Source organism: Bradyrhizobium sp. AZCC 2230, from assembly GCF_036924495.1.
Taxonomy (GTDB): domain Bacteria; phylum Pseudomonadota; class Alphaproteobacteria; order Rhizobiales; family Xanthobacteraceae; genus Bradyrhizobium; species Bradyrhizobium rifense.
On sequence record NZ_JAZHRS010000001.1, the window covers coordinates 6,430,207 to 6,447,480 of the forward strand.

General features: G+C 64.3%; 16 protein-coding genes. 8 read left to right on the forward strand and 8 right to left on the reverse strand.

Features of this window, described 5'->3' with window-relative positions:
• Positions 1 to 48: 48 nt before the first annotated feature.
• Positions 49 to 1,623 carry a 2-polyprenylphenol 6-hydroxylase gene (ubiB, locus tag V1280_RS30845; RefSeq protein ID WP_148773458.1) on the reverse strand — a complete coding sequence of 525 codons (1,575 nt, stop codon included), beginning with the start codon at positions 1,621 to 1,623 and terminating at the stop codon, positions 49 to 51.
• Positions 1,620 to 2,381: a bifunctional demethylmenaquinone methyltransferase/2-methoxy-6-polyprenyl-1,4-benzoquinol methylase UbiE gene (gene ubiE, locus V1280_RS30850; RefSeq protein WP_334533234.1), complete on the reverse strand. Its 762-nt coding sequence runs from the start codon at positions 2,379 to 2,381 to the stop codon at positions 1,620 to 1,622. The genes ubiB and ubiE overlap by 4 nt, the downstream gene beginning before the upstream one ends.
• Before the next feature lie 81 nt (positions 2,382 to 2,462).
• Between ubiE and mutM the strand changes: the two genes are divergently transcribed.
• The gene (gene mutM / locus V1280_RS30855) at positions 2,463 to 3,344 is read left to right on the forward strand and encodes a bifunctional DNA-formamidopyrimidine glycosylase/DNA-(apurinic or apyrimidinic site) lyase (RefSeq protein WP_334533237.1); all 882 of its coding nucleotides are present in this window, start codon (positions 2,463 to 2,465) and stop codon (positions 3,342 to 3,344) included.
• Between the two features lie 260 nt (positions 3,345 to 3,604).
• Here mutM and V1280_RS30860 read toward each other — a convergent pair whose 3' ends face one another.
• A complete protein-coding gene (locus tag V1280_RS30860) occupies positions 3,605 to 4,342 on the reverse strand; it encodes a ParA family protein (protein WP_334533240.1) in 738 nt (245 codons plus the stop codon).
• 242 nt (positions 4,343 to 4,584) lie between these two features.
• Here V1280_RS30860 and ggt point away from each other — a divergent pair, with 242 nt between their 5' ends.
• The gene (gene ggt / locus V1280_RS30865) at positions 4,585 to 6,264 is read left to right on the forward strand and encodes a gamma-glutamyltransferase (RefSeq protein ID WP_334533243.1); all 1,680 of its coding nucleotides are present in this window, start codon (positions 4,585 to 4,587) and stop codon (positions 6,262 to 6,264) included.
• A gap of 187 nt (positions 6,265 to 6,451) precedes the next feature.
• Here the strand turns inward: ggt and V1280_RS30870 are convergent, their stop codons facing one another.
• Entirely contained in the window at positions 6,452 to 7,813 is a 1,362-nt protein-coding gene (locus tag V1280_RS30870) for a serine protease (RefSeq protein ID WP_334533246.1), read from the reverse strand.
• A 92-nt stretch (positions 7,814 to 7,905) separates the two neighbouring features.
• On the opposite strand from V1280_RS30870, the gene V1280_RS30875 reads away from it, so the two are divergent.
• On the forward strand, positions 7,906 to 8,709 hold the full coding sequence (locus tag V1280_RS30875) for a HesA/MoeB/ThiF family protein (RefSeq protein WP_334533249.1): 804 nt from the start codon (positions 7,906 to 7,908) through the stop codon (positions 8,707 to 8,709).
• 9 nt (positions 8,710 to 8,718) lie between these two features.
• On the opposite strand, the gene V1280_RS30880 is transcribed toward V1280_RS30875, so the two are convergent.
• Positions 8,719 to 9,726 (reverse strand): aldo/keto reductase, encoded by a 1,008-nt coding sequence (locus tag V1280_RS30880; protein WP_334533252.1) that lies wholly within the window; start codon positions 9,724 to 9,726, stop codon positions 8,719 to 8,721.
• A gap of 116 nt (positions 9,727 to 9,842) precedes the next feature.
• Here V1280_RS30880 and V1280_RS30885 point away from each other — a divergent pair, with 116 nt between their 5' ends.
• A complete protein-coding gene (locus tag V1280_RS30885) occupies positions 9,843 to 10,745 on the forward strand; it encodes a LysR family transcriptional regulator (RefSeq protein WP_334533254.1) in 903 nt (300 codons plus the stop codon).
• Between the two features lie 3 nt (positions 10,746 to 10,748).
• Here the strand turns inward: V1280_RS30885 and V1280_RS30890 are convergent, their stop codons facing one another.
• Positions 10,749 to 11,750 (reverse strand): 2-hydroxyacid dehydrogenase, encoded by a 1,002-nt coding sequence (locus V1280_RS30890; protein ID WP_334533257.1) that lies wholly within the window; start codon positions 11,748 to 11,750, stop codon positions 10,749 to 10,751.
• Positions 11,751 to 12,076: 326 nt separating this feature from the next.
• Between V1280_RS30890 and V1280_RS30895 the strand changes: the two genes are divergently transcribed.
• Positions 12,077 to 12,607: an SH3 domain-containing protein gene (locus V1280_RS30895; protein ID WP_148773467.1), complete on the forward strand. Its 531-nt coding sequence runs from the start codon at positions 12,077 to 12,079 to the stop codon at positions 12,605 to 12,607.
• Between the two features lie 68 nt (positions 12,608 to 12,675).
• Here the strand turns inward: V1280_RS30895 and irrA are convergent, their stop codons facing one another.
• Positions 12,676 to 13,167, reverse strand: coding sequence for an iron response transcriptional regulator IrrA (irrA, locus tag V1280_RS30900; protein WP_027531564.1), 492 nt, complete (start codon positions 13,165 to 13,167; stop codon positions 12,676 to 12,678).
• 349 nt (positions 13,168 to 13,516) lie between these two features.
• On the opposite strand from irrA, the gene fabA reads away from it, so the two are divergent.
• From fabA to fabI, 3 genes are all read left to right on the forward strand, one after another.
• Complete coding sequence (gene fabA / locus V1280_RS30905) at positions 13,517 to 14,038, forward strand: bifunctional 3-hydroxydecanoyl-ACP dehydratase/trans-2-decenoyl-ACP isomerase (protein WP_334533267.1); 522 nt, start codon at positions 13,517 to 13,519, stop codon at positions 14,036 to 14,038.
• Positions 14,039 to 14,078: 40 nt separating this feature from the next.
• Positions 14,079 to 15,302 carry a beta-ketoacyl-ACP synthase I gene (fabB, locus tag V1280_RS30910; protein ID WP_148773469.1) on the forward strand — a complete coding sequence of 408 codons (1,224 nt, stop codon included), beginning with the start codon at positions 14,079 to 14,081 and terminating at the stop codon, positions 15,300 to 15,302.
• Positions 15,303 to 15,441: 139 nt separating this feature from the next.
• Complete coding sequence (fabI, locus tag V1280_RS30915) at positions 15,442 to 16,239, forward strand: enoyl-ACP reductase FabI (protein ID WP_334533273.1); 798 nt, start codon at positions 15,442 to 15,444, stop codon at positions 16,237 to 16,239.
• 95 nt (positions 16,240 to 16,334) lie between these two features.
• Here the strand turns inward: fabI and V1280_RS30920 are convergent, their stop codons facing one another.
• Entirely contained in the window at positions 16,335 to 17,222 is an 888-nt protein-coding gene (locus tag V1280_RS30920; RefSeq protein WP_334533276.1) for a hypothetical protein, read from the reverse strand.
• Positions 17,223 to 17,274: the final 52 nt, after the last annotated feature.

Genomic DNA, 17,274 nt, shown 5'->3' on the forward strand with positions numbered 1-17,274 from the left:
AGCGATGCTATCACTCGCGTGATTGCACTGCAATCAAGACTTTGGCAATCATAGATTCCGGACGGCGATCAGGATGCCGATAAAGGTCAGGGCGATGATCCAGAGCGCCACGGTGCGCCAGCGGTTCTTGCGGCCCTCGCTGCGCCCCATCGCGGCGATGCTCTCCGGCGACAGGCCGATGCCCTCCCGCGTCATAGTCTCGAGCTGCTCGAGCACCGCGACCGAACGCGCTGCAAGATCCGGGAGACGCATCAGGATGCGGGCGAGATCGCCGCCGCCGGCCAGCGCACCCTGCACCCGGCCGATCGGTCCGAGATTGCGCTCGATCCATTCGCGTACGACGGGATCGGCGACCTTCCAGATGTCGAGCTTGGGATCGAAGCCGCGCGCCACGCCCTCGACCACGACCATGGTCTTCTGCAGCAGGATCAGCTCGGGCCGCGTCGTCATGTCGAACAGGCCGGTGACCTCGAGCAGCAGCGTCAGCAGACGCGCCATCGAGATTTCCTCGGCGGTGCGGTTGTGAATGGGTTCGCCGATGGCGCGGATGGCCTGCGCAAAATTCTCGACCGAGTGATGCGCGGGCACATATCCCGCCTCGAAATGCACCTCGGCGACGCGGCGGTAATCGCGCGTGATGAAGCCGAGCAGGATTTCGGCAAGGAAGCGCCGCTCCTTCATGCCGAGCCGGCCCATGATGCCGAAATCGACCGCGACGAGACGGCCGGCCTCATCCAGGAACAGGTTGCCCGGATGCATGTCGGCGTGGAAGAAGCCGTCCCGCAGCGCGTGGCGCAGAAAACTCTGGATCACCTTGCGGCCGAGATCGGGCAAATCGACCTGGGCTTCTTCGAGGCGCTTGTGATCGTTCAGCGCGATGCCGTCGATCCACTCCATCGTCAGCACGTTGTGCGTGGTGCGGTCCCAGTCAACGGTCGGTACGCGGAAGTCAGGATCGCCCTGAGTATTCTCTGCCATCTCGGACAGCGCAGCCGCTTCCAGCCGCAAATCCATCTCCATCGCGACCGAGCGCGACATCGTATTGATGACCTCGATCAGGCGCAGCCGCCGCGCCTCGGACGAATAGGCCTCGGCCTTGTGCGCAACGTAGAAGAAATCGGAGAGATCGCGGCGGAAGCGCGAGGCGACGTTCGGCCGCAGCACCTTGACGGCAACCGCCTTGCGGACGCCGTCACGCAGCACCTCGCCGCGATGCACCTGCGCGATCGAGGCGGCCGCGACCGGCGGACCGAGCTTCGCGAACACGTCCGTCAGCGGCCGCTCCAGCGATGTCGCGATCGCAGCTTCCGCCTCGGCTTGCGAAAACGGCGGCAGGCGATCCTGGAGGCTCTCGAGGTCACGCGCCATGATGACGCCGACGACGTCGGGCCGCGTCGCCAGAAATTGTCCGAGCTTGAGATAGGCCGGGCCCATCCGGGTCAGCGCGCGCGACATCCGCGGACCATCCTTCGGGCCGCGCCGCTCGACGATGCGCGCAAGCTTCAGCGCAAGCTGCCCGGGCGGCGGCACCAGGCTCGGATCGACGGAGCCGAACACGCCCTCGCGCGCGAACACGAACGCGGCGCGGATCAGGCGCGAAATGTGGGTGATGGCAGAGATCACAAACGCCAGCCCGAATGCAGTGCGACGATGCCGCCGGTCAGGGTCTGAAAGCTGACGCGAGCGAAGCCGGCGTCGCGGATCATGTCGGCGAAGGCGTTCGGCTTCGGAAACTTGCGGATCGATTCGACCAGGTATTGATAGGATTCGGCGTCGCCCGTGACCATGCGCCCGAGCGGCGGGATCACCTTGAACGAGAACAGATCATAGATCTTGTCGAGGCCGGGCATCTCGACGGTGGAGAATTCCAGGCACAGGAAGCGGCTGCCGGGCTTGAGCACGCGATAGGCCTCGCGCAGCGCCTTGTCGATCTCAGGCACGTTGCGAATGCCGAAAGCGATCGTATATGCGTCAAAGCTGCGATCGCCGAAGGCGAGCGCTTCGGCATTGCCCTCGACGAAATCGACCTGGGCCTCGAGATGGCGCTTGGCGGCACGCTCGCGGCCCACCGCCAGCATGTCGGAATTGATGTCGCAGACGGTGGCATGGAAGCCCGGACCTGCCGCCTTGGCGGCCCGGAACGAAATGTCGCCGGTGCCGCCGGCAACGTCGAGCAACGCAAACGGCCGGTCGCCCCGCGGCGGGTTCAATGCGTTGATCATGATGTCCTTCCAGACCCGATGCAGGCCGCCGGACATCAAATCGTTCATCAAATCATAGCGCGACGCCACGCTGTGAAACACATCGTTCACCAGCGTCTGCTTGTCCCCCAGGGGAACGTCTTTGAAGCCAAAATGCGTGGTTTCGCCCGGCCGATCCATTACTCTACTCCACGACGCCGACCATAGCGCGGCCGCCGCAATGGCGCTATCACACCGCCCTCATAAGGTGAATGCCTGACCATGCCTGAATTGCCCGAAGTCGAGACCGTCCGCCGCGGCCTTCAGCCCGTCATGGAGGGTGCGAAAATCGTCGTCGCGGAGGCCCGCCGGCCTGATTTGCGGTTTCCGTTCCAGCCGGACTTCGTGGCCCGGCTCCAGGGGCAGATCGTTACGGGCCTCGGCCGCCGTGCAAAATATCTCATGGCCGATCTCGGCTCCGGCGACGTCTTGCTGATGCATCTGGGCATGTCGGGCTCGTTCCGCGTCATCAAGCCGGACAACGAGGCCGCGCCCGGCGAGTTTCACTATCCTAGGGGTAAGGACTCCGCGCACGACCATGTGCTGTTTCGGATGTCCTCAGGCGCCGACATCGTCTTCAACGATCCGCGCCGCTTCGGTTACATGAAAGTGATCGCGCGCAATGCGCTTGAGGACGAGCCATTGCTGCGCGGGCTCGGCCCCGAGCCGCTCGGCAACGAGTTCGATGCCGCGATGCTGGCGCGCTCCTGCCAGGACAAGACCACGAGCCTCAAGGCCGCACTGCTCGACCAGCGCGTCGTCGCAGGCCTCGGCAACATCTATGTCTGCGAAGCCTTGCATCGCTCGCATCTGTCGCCACGCCGGATTGCCGCGACATTGTCCACCAAGAAGGGTGAGCCAACCGATCACGCCAAGCGGTTGGTCGGTGCGATCCACACCGTGCTGAACGACGCCATCAAGGCCGGCGGCTCGTCCTTGCGCGACCATCGCCAGACCTCGGGCGAACTCGGCTATTTCCAGCACTCGTTCAAGGTCTATGACCGCGAGGGCGAGAAATGCACGACGCCGCGCTGCGGCGGCATCGTGAAGCGCTTCACCCAGAACGGCCGCTCGACCTTCTGGTGTCCGAAATGTCAGAAGTGACATACGGGCTACGAGAACTGGCGCACGGCCGTTTTGCCCGATGAGTCAAATGTCTACGCGCCGCCGCCGAGGTGCCTCGGCCGGGCGCGGTTCTACTGTGCATGGGGTTGTTTTCGACATTTTTGTTCGAGGGCGCGGCCGCCATCGTCGAAAACGCGAAGCGAAGCAATCCGGCCGGGCTGGTGGCCGGATTGCTTCGTCGCTTGGGCTCTTTCACCGGATGGCGAAGAGCCCATTTGGCACCTGAGCGATTGCCCCGCTCAGGACGCCAGGGTCGTGGTCTCGCCCGCAATTTCAGCAGCGGCATGCAGCATCCCGTCGGCCGCCGACATCACCTGATCGATCAGCAGACTGCCGGCGGAGAGATCGAGACGGGTCTCGACCCAGCGCCAGAGGCCGCGGATTTCCTCGGTCGACTTGCCGTTCGGCGCGAATTCGCTGACGGCGAGGCCGTTGGCGAGCGAGTCCTGGTGATCATTGCGCATCACGATCAGCGGGCGTGCGAGCACGTCCGCGAGATCGAGCGCGGCTTCCTCGGCGAGCGTGTTGGCTGCGTTGTCGATGCGCTGGCCGCGGATCGGCGTCTGGTTCAGCACGAAGCTGTAGGACCGCTTCCAGGCGCGCGCGACGCTGACGGTGGAGACCGTCGCCTCGATGTCGGCGACGCTCGGGCGGGCCGGGATCAGGCAGAGGTCGCAATAGCGGATCGCGGCGGTGGTGGCGGCGCTGAGGCCGGCCGCGGTGTCGACGATCGCGAGCTGGAGACCGCTGTCGGCCAGCATCTTCAGCCGCGGCGCGAAATCGGCAGCGTGATAGATCGGCTCGACGACGACATCGTCGTTGTTGCGGCGGCGCGCCCAGTTGGACAGGGTGCCCTGCGGGTCGGTCTCGATCAGGCGGACGGTGAAGCCGGCCTGCTTGGCCGCCAGCGCGAGGCCGATGGCGAGCGTGCTCTTGCCACTGCCGCCCTTTTGGGTGGCCAGTACGATCGTGTGCATTGGAAGATGGTTCCTTTGGAGTGCCTGGGTCTAGGGAAACGCCACGCGAACGTGCATCGCTTCTCGATGCTGAGCTCTTCTCGCTCAGGACGTGCCCTGCCCGATCCAAAGGGGACCGCGGATGTCCGAATCAACGCTAACAATGATGGCAGAATCGGGAATGCCAGCCAATCCGTACCAACACTGGACCCGTTATCGCGCGCATGATGTGCTCGCCGCCGTGAATGAGAGGGACAGGCGGCATGAGCGGCAACTGGCGCGACCGGACGGCGACCACCTTTGACTGCCAGAAGATGCCGGCGGTCTCGAGCCGCGGCATGGTGGTGAGCAACCATCCTTTGGCCTCCAGCGCCGGCGCCGAGATGCTGGCCGCCGGCGGCAATGCCATCGACGCCGCCATCGCCACGCTGTTCACCCTGACCGTGGTTGAGCCGATGATGGTCGGCATCATCGGCGGCGGCATGGCGCATATCCGTCTCGCCGATGGCAGTCACCGCTTCATCGACGGCCAGAGCACGGTGCCCGCGGCGGTCCGGGACACCACCTACACCTCCAGGCCGGGCTCCGCCCATGACGTGTTCGACACCGTCGGCAATGAGAACCTCAACGGCCCGAAAGCCGTCGCCACGCCGGGATCGCTAAAGGCCTGGTGCGAGACGCTGCGCCGGTTCGGCACCATGTCGCTCGCCGACGTCATGCAGCCCGCGATCAAGCACGCCGCGCGCGGCTATGCGGCGACGCCCTATTTGCACGAATGCATCAGCGAGAGCGCCGCTGCGATGCGCAAGGACAAGCCGATTGCGGCGATCTTCCTGCCCAACGGGGAGCCGCTCAAGGTCGGCGAGCGCGTGGTGCAGGCCGAGTATGCCGAGACGCTCCGGTACATCGCCGATCACGGCGAGCAAGCACTCTACGAAGGACCGCTCGGCGACATCCTCGTCGACTACATGGAAAAGGCTGGCGGCTTCATCCGCCGCGGGGATCTCACCAATTACAAGACTGTCGAGCGGCAGCCGATCCGCGCGGACTATCGCGGCTGGACCATTCTTGGGCCGCCGCCGCCCGCGGCCTCCGGCGTGCACATCGCGCAGATGCTGAACATTCTGGAGGGCTACGATATCGGAGGGCTCGGCTTCGGCACGCCTGAGACCATTCACCGCCTCGCAGAAGTCCTGAAGATCGCCTTCGCCGACCGCGCCGCCGCTAGCGGCGATCCGGACTATGTCGGCGTGCCCGTGGAGAAACTGACGTCGAAGGCTTACGCCGAGGAACGCCGCCGCGCCATCGATCCGGCGCGGGCGCAGGCCTTTGGCGCCGGCGTGACGCAGCTTGAAAGCGCGCATACGACCCACATGACGGCGGCGGATGCCTTCGGCAACGTGGTCGCGACCACGCAGACGATCAACAATCTGTTCGGTGCCAAGATCATGATCCCGGGCTTGGGGGCCATCGCCAACAATTACATGAACCTGTTCGATCCACGGCCGGGCCATGCGCTGTCGCTTGCGCCCGGGAAGCGCGTGACGACCTCGATGTCGCCGATGATGGCGCTGCGTGACGGCAAGCTGCGCTACGCGCTCGGCCTGCCCGGTGGAAAGCGCATCTTCCCAAGCGCGATGCAGGCGCTGGTCAATCTGATCGACCACGGCATGAGTTTGCAGGAAGCAGTCGAAGCCCCGCGTGTCTGGACCGAAGGCAATGCGCTCGAGGTCGAGCAGAAGATACCGGAGAGCGTGCGTTTGAGGCTGACAGCGCTCGGCCACAAGGTCCAGCCAGTCGCAACGGTCGCCGGTGGCATGAACGGCATCGCCTTCCACGACGACGGCACCATGACCGGTGCCGCCTGCTGGCGCGCGGACGGCACGCCGGTCGGGATTTCGGGTGGGCTTGCGAAGGCCGGGATCAGGTTCAGGCTGGGCTAGAGCCCCTTGAAATTTGGCGCGAGCAGCTAGCTGCGGGCTCGCTGCAACCTCTCCCGCTTGCGGGAGAGGTCGGCGCATCGCGCCGGGTGAGGGTTCTTTCCTCTTGGGGGGCCTTAGTGTGGAGACACCCTCTCCCCGACCCTCTCCCGCAAGCGGGAGAGGGAGCGCACCTTCCGCGCGGCGCGCTTTACTTCCGCACGCAGATCACGCGCACGACGGCGGCCTTCGCATCGGTTGATGTGCCGTTCGCGGTGACGGCGTTGGCTTTCAGGAAATCGCGCACCGCATCAGGGGAAACCATCACGGCCTGCGATGCCGGGACTGCCGTGGCAGGTCCGGCAACCATCGCCGTTTTCAACAACGCAATGCCTGCGAATTTACCGTCGCCATCAACCGCAGGGCCGCCGGAAAACCCAACCGCGGGCGGTGGCGATAGTGCGGCATCGCCGCCACCGACCGATGCCAACGCACCCTTGACACTCGAGACGCCGGCCGCGCCGCCCTGGCTCTGCGGATCGGCGATGCCGACGACATCGACACTCGTCTTCGCTGCTCCGCCGGTGAGGCCAAGCGGCTTCAAGCCACGTGCGCCATAGATGTGCAGCAGCGCGAGATCGTGCTCCTTGTCCTCGGCAAGACGATCGGCATTGCCGTAGCCGCCGATGGTGATGGCGAGACAGGAATCCGTGACGAGGCGGTCGGCCAGAATCGCGCCGTCGTCGCTGACGACGATGCCGGTGCCATATTCGACGGTCTTGCGCGGCGGCGGTCCAGCCTGCGGCCCAGACGGGAATGCAATGAACGCGCTCGACATCGCGATCACGACCGGCTCGACCGTGTTCTCGGTCGCCTGGTCGTACAAGATCGTCATGATGCGGACTTCGTCGCCCCTAGAGGTGCCGCGCACGTAAAATTTCTTCAGGCCCTGCAATCCCGACAGCACGAAGAAGTCGGGCTTCACCACGGTGTAGTCGACCTTGCGTCCGGCCGGCTCCTTCTTCTCGGCCTCCGCGAGTTTTGCTGTGGTCGGGTTCGCCTCCTTGCGACGGCTCAGCAGCACCTGCACCGTTCCGGTCGGCGAGGTCCATTTCGAGCCGTTGGCGTCGGTGGCCTGTTGCGGCACCAGTTTTGAGGGGATGCCGAGCCGCGCGCCGCTGGTCATCTCCGTCACGATCTTCCAGCCGACACTGTCCTGCTTGCGCCGTGCGGTCTCGGCGAGCGCGGCGCGCTCCTGCGGATTGAGCACGCCGGTTGGCTTGCCACCCTTGGCCTTCTGGTACTCCTTGATGGCGTCGACCATGCGCGAGCTGACGTCGCCGGTGATGGCGCCGTTATATTCGCCGACCCAGGCGAGGTCGGACTGAAGCGACAGCCGCTCGGCCTGCGCCATCCCGTCCGCGGTTTCCGACGGCGTCTGCAGGGCGGGCGGCTTGATCGGAACGGTCTGGACCACTTTCGGCTTGGTGCCGGGGAGCTGTGGCGTCGTCATCTGGGCGCTGGCGCCTGTGGCAGACGCCAACATCAGTGTTGCCGCAAGCATCGATCTCATGACAAATCCAGCCAGCCCATTGAACGCGCTGCCATTGAAGCACATCTCGTTGGTCGCGAACAATGTTGGGGTGGTTCAGGAGTGAGAGTAAGGTGCTGAGCCCGGACGAACTCGAACGCTATGCCCGCCATATCGTGCTGCGCGATGTCGGCGGCCCGGGCCAGGCTGCGCTGAAACGCGCCTCCGCGCTGGTGATCGGCGCCGGCGGGCTCGGCGCGCCGGCGCTGATGTATCTGGCTGCGGCCGGCATCGGCACGCTCGGCGTGGTCGATGACGACGTCGTGTCGCTGTCCAATCTCCAGCGCCAGGTGATCCACACCACGCCTGACATTGGCCGGCACAAGGTCGAGAGTGCGGCCGAGCGGATTGCGGCGCTCAATCCGCATGTCCGCTTTGTCGGCCACGCCACCTGGCTCAATGCCGACAATGCGCTCTCGCTGATCGGCGACTACGACCTCGTGCTCGATGGTTCCGACAATTTCTCGACGCGCTATCTGGTCTCGGATGCCTGCTTCTTCGCGAAAAGGCCGCTGATCACCGCTGCGCTCGGCACGTTCGACGGCTCGCTCACCACCATCCGCGCGCATGAGACAAACGAGCAGGGCGAATTCAACCCGACCTATCGCTGTCTGTTTCCGGAGGCGCCGCCGCCCGGCACCGTGCCGGCCTGCGCCGAGGCCGGCGTCATGGGCGCGCTTGCCGGCGTCATGGGCTCGATGATGGCGCTGGAGGCGATCCGCGAGATCGTCGGTTTTGGCGATGGCCTGGTCGGCCGCCTCCTGATGATCGACGCGCGCGCGATGCGCTTCGAGACGCTGCGCTACGCGCGCGACCCGGCCAATCCGCTCAATGGCGATGGGCCGGTCATGACTGACCTCAGCGCCCATCGCACCTGATTGAAGCCGTTACGCCGTGGCCGGCTTCTCGCTGTCGAGATGCGCCATCTGCTCGGCCGCATAGCGCGTGCCGGAGGCGACATTCGGCGGGAACGCCTTTGCCAGTGCCGCAAGATGAGCCGGCGTCAACGTCACCTTGGTCGCGCCGAGCGCTTCGCTGAGACGGGTGCGGGTCTTGGCTCCGATCAGCGGCACGATCTCCTTGCCCTGTGCTGCCACCCAGGCGATCGCGACCTGCGCCGGCGTTGCGCCGACATCCCTGGCAATCGCGCGCAGCTGCTCCACCAACGCGAGATTGGCGTCGAGATTCGCGCCCTGGAAGCGCGGGCTCATCAGCCGGAAGTCCTTGCCGACCTTGCCAGAGTCCTTCGACCAATGGCCGCTGATCAGGCCGCGCCCCAGCACGCCATAGGCAGTGATGCTGATGCCGAGCTCGCGGCAGGTCTTCAGAATGTCGCGCTCGATGCCACGCGCGATCAGCGAATATTCGATCTGAAGATCGACGATCGGATGTACGGCATGTGCGCGGCGGATGGTATCGGAGCCGACCTCGGACAGGCCGATATGCCTGATGTAGCCGGCCTTCACGAGATCAGCGAGACCACCGATCGTCTCCTCGATCGGAATGGTGGGATCGAGCCGCGCCGGCCGGTAGACGTCGATGTAGTCGGTGCCGAGGCGCTGCAATGAATAGGCGAGGAAGTTTTTGGTTGCAGCCGGCCGCGTGTCCATTCCGATGAAGTCACCGGCGGGACCGCGCAGCGCGCCGAACTTCACGCTAAGCTGCACCTTGTCGCGTGGGACATCCTTCAGCGCCTCACGGATCAGCATTTCATTGTGGCCCATGGTGTAGAAATCGCCGGTGTCGAGCAGCGTGATGCCGGCATCGAGCGCCGCATGAATGGTGGCGATGCTCTCGCCGCGATCGGCCGGGCCATAGGCGTCCGACATGGCCATGCAGCCGAGACCGAGGCTTGAGACATCAGGGCCGGTTGAACCGAGTTTGTGCTGTTCCATATTGGCTCTCCTCGAAAAGGCGGCTGATTGCGCCGCGTGACGAGGCCAGATATGCGTCCGCTCCATTGCGCCGATAAGCTGGACAATCGAGAATGGTCTGTTCATGATATCGAACAATGGCCGATCCCGACCTGCGCGATCTCGATGCCTTCGTGGCGGTCGCCCGCACCCGCAATTTCCGGCGCGCGGCGGTCGAAATTCGCGTGTCGGTGTCGAGCCTTAGCCAGCGGTTGCGGGACCTGGAGGAGTGCCTCGGCGTCCGCCTGATGAACCGCACCACCCGCAGCGTCGCGCTGACCGAGGCGGGCGAGCTGCTGCTGTCGCGCGTGGCGCCGGCCCTGCGCGATGTCGGCGATGCCCTGGACCAGGTTCGGGGCCTGCGCGAGGTGGCATCGGGCCGCCTCCGCATCAACGCGCCGCCGCCGGCGGTCGATCTCGTGCTGGCGCCGATGGTCGGACCGTTTCTCGCGGCACATCCGCAAGTCGATCTCGACATCGTCTCGGAGAGTGGTTTCGTCGATATCGTGAGCGGGGGCTACGATGCCGGTGTGCGCTATGGCGAGCACCTCGCGCAGGACATGGTCGCGATTCCGCTGAGCGGTCCGCAAAGCTATGTCGTCGTCGCGTCGCCTGCCTACGTCGCGCGCCGCGGCCGGCCAAAGCATCCAAAGGACCTGCTCGAGCACGATTGCATCCGCGCGCGCTACTCGAGCGGCGTCATGTTTGATTGGGATTTCGAGAGGGCCGGTCAGGTCGTGAAGGTCGATCCGCCCGCAAAACTGATCTCGACCAATATGGGCCTTGCGATGCGCGCTGCACTCGATGGCGTCGGCATCTGGGCGACGCTCGATGGCTATGTCGGTGATGCCCTAAAATCCGGCGCGCTGGTCAGCTTGATGGAGGACTGGTGCGAGCCGTTTCCCGGCCCGTTCCTGTACTATCCGAGCCGGCGCCAGACGCCGCCCGCGCTGCGCGCGTTCATCGATTTCGTCGCCGACTGGCGCAAGCGTAGCAAATAAAGCTCAGAGCATGCTCGGCAGCACGCGATCCGGCGGCTTGTGGGCGTCGAGGAAGGTACGGATGTTGATGATCACCTTCTCGCCCATCTCGACGCGGCCTTCGATCGTGGCTGAACCCATATGCGGCATCAGCGTCACCTTGCCCGCCCTTGCGAGCCGCACCAGCTTCGGATTGACGGCCGGCTCGTGCTCGTAGACGTCGAGGCCGGCGCCGCCGATCTCGCCGGCTTCGATCAGCTTGATCAGCGTGTCTTCGTCGGTCACCCCGCCGCGCGCGGTGTTGACGATGTAGGCGTCCTTGCGGATCAGCTTCAGCCGGCGCGCCGAGAGCAGGTGATAAGTCGCCGGCGTGTGCGGACAGTTCACCGAGATGATGTCCATCCGCGCCAGCATCTGGTCGAGGCTTTCCCAATAGGTCGCACCAAGCTCTTCGGCGATCTTCGGCGCGACGGGACGGCGGTTGTGATAGTGGATCTGCAAGCCGAAGGCGCGGGCGCGGCGCGCGACCGCCTGGCCGATGCGGCCCATGCCGATGATGCCGAGGCGTTTTCCCCCGATGCGGTGGCCGAGCATCCAGGTCGGCGACCAGCCGGCCCAGGGTTTTCCCTCCGTCAGCACGGAGGCGCCTTCGATCATCCGGCGCGGCACCGCGAGGATCAGCGCCATGGTCATGTCGGCGGTGTCTTCGGTCAGAACCTTTGGCGTGTTGGTGACGGTGATGCCGCGGGCATGCGCGGCCTCGACGTCGATATTGTCGACGCCGTTGCCGAAATTGGCGATCAGGCGGAGCTTGCAGTCAGGCTGATTGACGATGTCGGCGCTGATGTGGTCGGTCACCGTCGGAACCAGGATGTCGGCGGTGCGCGCGGCTTCGGCGAGCTGCTCGGCCGACATCGGTGTGTCGTCGAGATTGATGCGTGCGTCGAACAGCTCGCGCATCCGGGTCTCGATCGAGTCCGGGAGCTTGCGCGTCACCACGACGAGGGGCTTTTTCTTCACCGACATGTCCTGCCCTCATGAGGCGTTGCAGGCCGCCTCTGTCACCAAAGGCCGGCCGTTGAGGCCTCATTAACCCGGTTGTTCGACACTGCCTTGGCCGTGTCGTCCCCGGCGTTTCCTTCAAGCTTTCCCCCCACTTTCCGGCCGGAAAATCGGGGCAAACTGGTTGTTCAGACGTCCGTCCTCTCTAGCAGAAGGCCGGGCCAAGACAAGAACCACGGGGAAAGCGCTTGGGAACACCCGCGTGGGGCGGGAGAGGGTCTACACGGCAGGTTTTGGAATTCGGGGTGAGGACCTGGCTCAGGCCGAGGTCTTCGACAGGAGACGGGTTGATGGCGTTGGGGCGTTTTTGTTCGGTGATGGCGCTCGTTTGCACCTGGTTGAGCGCCTCGGTCAGCCCCGGGCACTCGGCCAAGGACAGCACCCCCCAGACGGCCAGCGGCCTTCCGGTGCCGCGCTATGTCAGCCTCAAATCGGATCACGTGAACGTCCGCGCCGGCCCGACCAAGGACAATGACGTGGCCTGGGTCTACACCCGTTCCGGCCTGCCGGTCGAAATCACCGCCGAGTTCGAGAACTGGCGCCGGGTGCGCGATTCCGAAGGCGCCGAGGGCTGGGTCTATCATTCGCTGCTGTCGGGCCGCCGCACTGCGGTGGTCACCATGAAGAACAAGGACGAGCTGGCGCCGATCTATGACCGCGCCGATCCCGACAGCGCGGTGGCCGCGAAACTCCAGGCCGGCGTCGTCACACAAGTGAAGAAGTGCACCACAAACTGGTGCCACGTCGCCGGCAACGGCTTTGACGGCTGGATCCAGCAGGAGCGCCTCTGGGGCGTGTATTCGGACGAGCAGGTCAACTGACGGCCCGAAGCGACAATGGCCGGGACAAAGCCCGGCCATGACGATCAAGTCAGTGATGTCAGACGATCTCAGCGCTTCTTGCGCAGGCGCACGACCATGTCGATGCGCGCGATCTCGTAGCCTTCCGGCACCTCCGGCATCTTGGACAGCGCAAGATGCGGATCCTCGATATCGACCAGCTCGTGGCTGTTCTCGAGGTAATAGTGATGGTGCGTGGTGACGTTGGTGTCGAAATAGGTCTTGGTGCCATCGACGCTGACCTGACGCAGCAGGCCGGCATCGGTCAGCTGGTTCAGCGTGTTGTAGACGGTAGCGAGCGAGACCGGCACCTTGGCCAGCGTCGCTTCCTCATAGAGCATTTCAGCCGTGAGGTGGCGTGCACCTTTGCCGAACAGCAGCCAGCCCAGAGCCATGCGCTGGCGCGTCGGCCGCAGGCCGGCAGACTGGAGCATTTCATTGACGTCGTGCCAGGGGCAGCCGGTCAGGGCCGGCTGGCGGCCGGACAGAAGGGCCGCCGCATGGGCGTCTTCGTCGTGATGAGTGGCGTTGTTTTCGCTCATTTCCAGAATTCGGGCACGCGTGAACACTATCTATTTGCAATATATGGACAGATAGATGCAGATGCAAGTTTCTCGCAACTAGAGTGGTTCTAATCAGCAGAGGAACCGGGACGGGTCCCGGTCATTTTACCTTCATGGGACCGCTTTGCCACCCGAAAAGGCCTGTGTTAGAGAGCGCGCGGTTCCGCTTCGCCGATTGTGGCGCGGCCGGGCATTGAGGCCAGGTTCGCAAGTCCATCCGGGCTCTCGGCATTCGCGCCTGACGGCAATTGGCGTTGCTTTCCGAACGAAACGGGGCCCATTTTTGCCAGAAACGCCGCTCAATCGGGGTTCAAACAGAGGCTTCCGCATGCTGAACAGGCGCAACGGTTACGAATACGAAGATCTGCTGGCATGTGGCCGCGGCGAGATGTTCGGCCCGGGCAATGCCCAGCTGCCGCTGCCGCCGATGCTGATGTTCGACCGCATCACGGAAATCAGCGACCATGGTGGCCAGTACGGCAAGGGCGTGGTGCGCGCCGAGCTCGACGTGAAACCCGACCTCTGGTTCTTCGGCTGCCACTTCAAGAACGATCCCGTGATGCCCGGTTGCCTCGGCCTCGATGCGCTGTGGCAAATGGTCGGCTTTTATCTCGGCTGGACCGGAGGCGAAGGTCGTGGCCGCGCGCTCGGCTTGAACGAATTGAAGTTCAGTGGCCAGGTGCTGCCCGAGGCCCGCAAGGTTGTGTACAACGTCGATATCAAGCGCATGATGCGTTCAAAGCTCGTGCTCGGCATTGCCGACGGATGGCTTTCGGTCGACGACCAGATTATTTATCGCGCCAAGGATCTGAAGGTCGGCCTGTTCAAGCAGGGCACGAGCCTGAGCTAACGCGCATCACCAAGAAGACAACGATATAGGCGAGGCTGTCATGAGGCGGGTTGTGGTCACCGGGATGGGTATCGTCTCGTCGATCGGAAACAACACCCAGGAAGTGCTTGCGAGCCTTCACGAGGCGAAGTCGGGCATTTCGCGGGCTGAGAAATATGCCGAGCTCGGCTTCCGTTCGCAGGTGCAAGGTGCGCCGACGCTCGATCCTTCGACAGTGGTCGACCGCCGCGCGATGCGTTTCCTCGGCCAGGGCGCGGCGTGGAATCACGTCGCGATGGAGCAGGCGATCCTGGACTCCGGTCTGTCGCCTGACGAAGTCTCCAACATCCGCACCGGCATCATCATGGGTTCCGGCGGTCCCTCGGCGCGCACCATCGTGGAGGCCGCCGACATCACCCGCACCAAAGGACCGAAGCGCGTCGGTCCGTTCGCAGTGCCGAAGGCGATGTCATCCACGGCGTCTGCGACGCTCGCGACCTGGTTCAAGATCAAGGGCGTGAACTATTCGATCTCCTCGGCCTGCGCGACCTCGAACCATTGCGTCGGCAACGCCTATGAGACGATCCAGATCGGCAAGCAGGATGTCGTCTTCGCCGGCGGCTGCGAGGAGCTCGACTGGTCGCTGTCGGTGCTGTTCGACGCCATGGGTGCGATGTCCTCGAAGTACAATGACACGCCCGCCACTGCCTCGCGTCCCTACGACGTCAACCGCGACGGTTTTGTCATCGCCGGCGGCGCGGGAGTCCTCGTCCTGGAAGAGCTTGAGCACGCCAAGGCGCGCGGCGCGCGCATCTACGGCGAGATCGTCGGCTATGGTGCGACCTCGGATGGCTACGACATGGTCGCGCCGTCAGGTGAGGGCGCCGAGCGCTGCATGCGCATGGCGATGTCGACGGTGAAGACCAAGGTCGACTACATCAACCCGCACGCCACCTCGACGCCGGCCGGCGATCCGCCGGAGATCGATGCGCTCCGCCGCGTGTTCGGCGCCGGCGAAAAGTGCCCGCCGATCTCGGCAACCAAGGCGCTGACCGGCCACTCGCTGGGCGCGACCGGCGTGCAGGAGGCGATCTATTCGCTGCTGATGATGAACAATGGCTTCATCTGCGAAAGCGCGCACATCCAGGAACTCGATCCTGTGTTCGCCGACATGCCGATCGTGCGCAAGCGCATCGACAACGTCAAGATCGGCACCGTGCTGTCGAACTCCTTCGGCTTCGGCGGCACCAATGCCACGCTGGTGTTCAGCCGGCTGGATGTGTGACGTCACTGCGGACGCGCCAATAATTTCTGGTCATGGCCGGGCAAAAGCGCGAAGTGCGTCTTCGCGAATGATGTCCCGGCCATCCACGTCTTAGCTCCTAGCTCTCACGGGCGTGACGAAAGCGGAAGGTGATCGCGAGATGGAAGGTTTGATGCAAGGCAAGCGCGGTCTGATCATGGGCATCGCCAATGATCATTCGATCGCCTGGGGCATGGCGAAGACGCTGCATGCCCATGGCGCCGAGCTTGCCTTCACCTTCCAGGGCGAGGCTCTCGGCAAGCGCGTCCAGCCGCTCGCGGAGTCTCTCGGAGTCGAGCTGGTGCTGCCTTGCGACGTCGAGGACATTGCCAGCGTCGATGCCACGTTCGACGTCTTGCGCGAAAAGTGGGGCAAGCTCGACTTCGTGATCCACGCGATCGGCTTTGCCGACAAGAACGAGTTGAAGGGCCGTTACGCCGACACCAGCCGCGAAAACTTTTCGCGGACCATGGTGATCTCCTGCTTCTCGTTCACGGAGGTCGCGAAACGTGCGGCCGAGCTGATGACGGACGGCGGCAGCATGATCACGTTGACCTTCGGCGCTTCGGCGCGCTCGATGCCGAACTACAATGTGATGGGCGTGGCCAAGGCGGCGCTGGAAGCCTCGGTGCGCTATCTCGCCTCCGATTTCGGACCGCGCGGCATCCGCGTCAACGCGATCTCCGCCGGTCCCATCCGCACGCTCGCCGGCTCCGGCATCGGCGAGGCGCGCGCGATGTTTGCCTTCATGCAGAAGCACTCGCCGCTTCGCCGCGGCGTCACGCTCGACGAGCTCGGCGGCTCGGCGTTGTATCTGCTGTCGGATCTCTCCGGCGGCGTGACCGGCGAAATCCACTATGTCGATTCCGGCTACAACACCGTCCTGATGCCCAGGCCGGACGATTTGAAGGCCGAATAGACGGGATCCTGTAGGGTGGGCAAAGGAGCGTCAGCGACGTGCCCACGATCTGTCAATAATTGCACGACCAATTCCTCCTGCGAGCGACGTGTTGATCAGCGCGCGTCGCTGTCGCGTGTCGCTTGTTGAAGCCCGAGCAAAAGCGGCAGCGTCTTGTCGAGGCTTTCCGTCAGCATGGCGCGCACGCCATCGCGCAGTGCGGGATTATCGGCGGCATCTTCAGGGCGAAACGATTCTGCGGGCAACTCGCGATAGGGACCGCTGATGAGCGTTCCCAAAAGCCTCTGCACCGCCAAGGAATGACGCACGTTGATCAGCGCAGAGCTCTGTCTGACAACAGAGAAGTCGCGCCCGTCAAAGATGCGGATGAACGCCAGAGCGTAGAGAAAGATGCGACGCCCGAGCACCACATCCTGATTGAGGATGCCGAAGCCGCGGACCGTATAGTTGGATGACCCGATAGGGCTGATTGAATTGAGGATCTGGATGTAGTGCCGGCAATTCGTTCCTTTCACGACCTCGCGCATGTATTGGGCGAGCTCCGCGTTGAGATCGCGGAACAACCTGTCTTTCAACGTGTCCTTCGACTCATCGCGGGGAGGAAATTTCGCCGGGTTGTAGGAGATTCTCAGAACGGACACGCCGGCAGGGATCGCAGCGCGAGTCCGCGCGAAGATCAGATCGTTGAGTCGCCAGCCTGGGATCGGGACCACCATCTTCTTGTTCTGAAACACGGTCAGGCCGGTCGTCAGCACGGTGAACTCATCGCCGGTGGTGACGACGACACCGAAGTCGCACGGGCTGCCGCCGGCGGAAGCGGGCCTGCCCGTGGCTTCACGCCGCGTGGTCTTCTTGCTGTTGGCTTGCTTGCTGACCGATCCTGCCGTCTCGGTTCCTGTCCCTGATGGCGCCGATGGCGTCTGCGCCCAAGCAGTTGTCGAAAAGCACCACAGGACAGTCGCAACGACGACCAGCCGGGCCATCACGTCAAATGCAGCCCAGCCGCAGGAAGCGGACGAGCGATAGCCTTTGTCG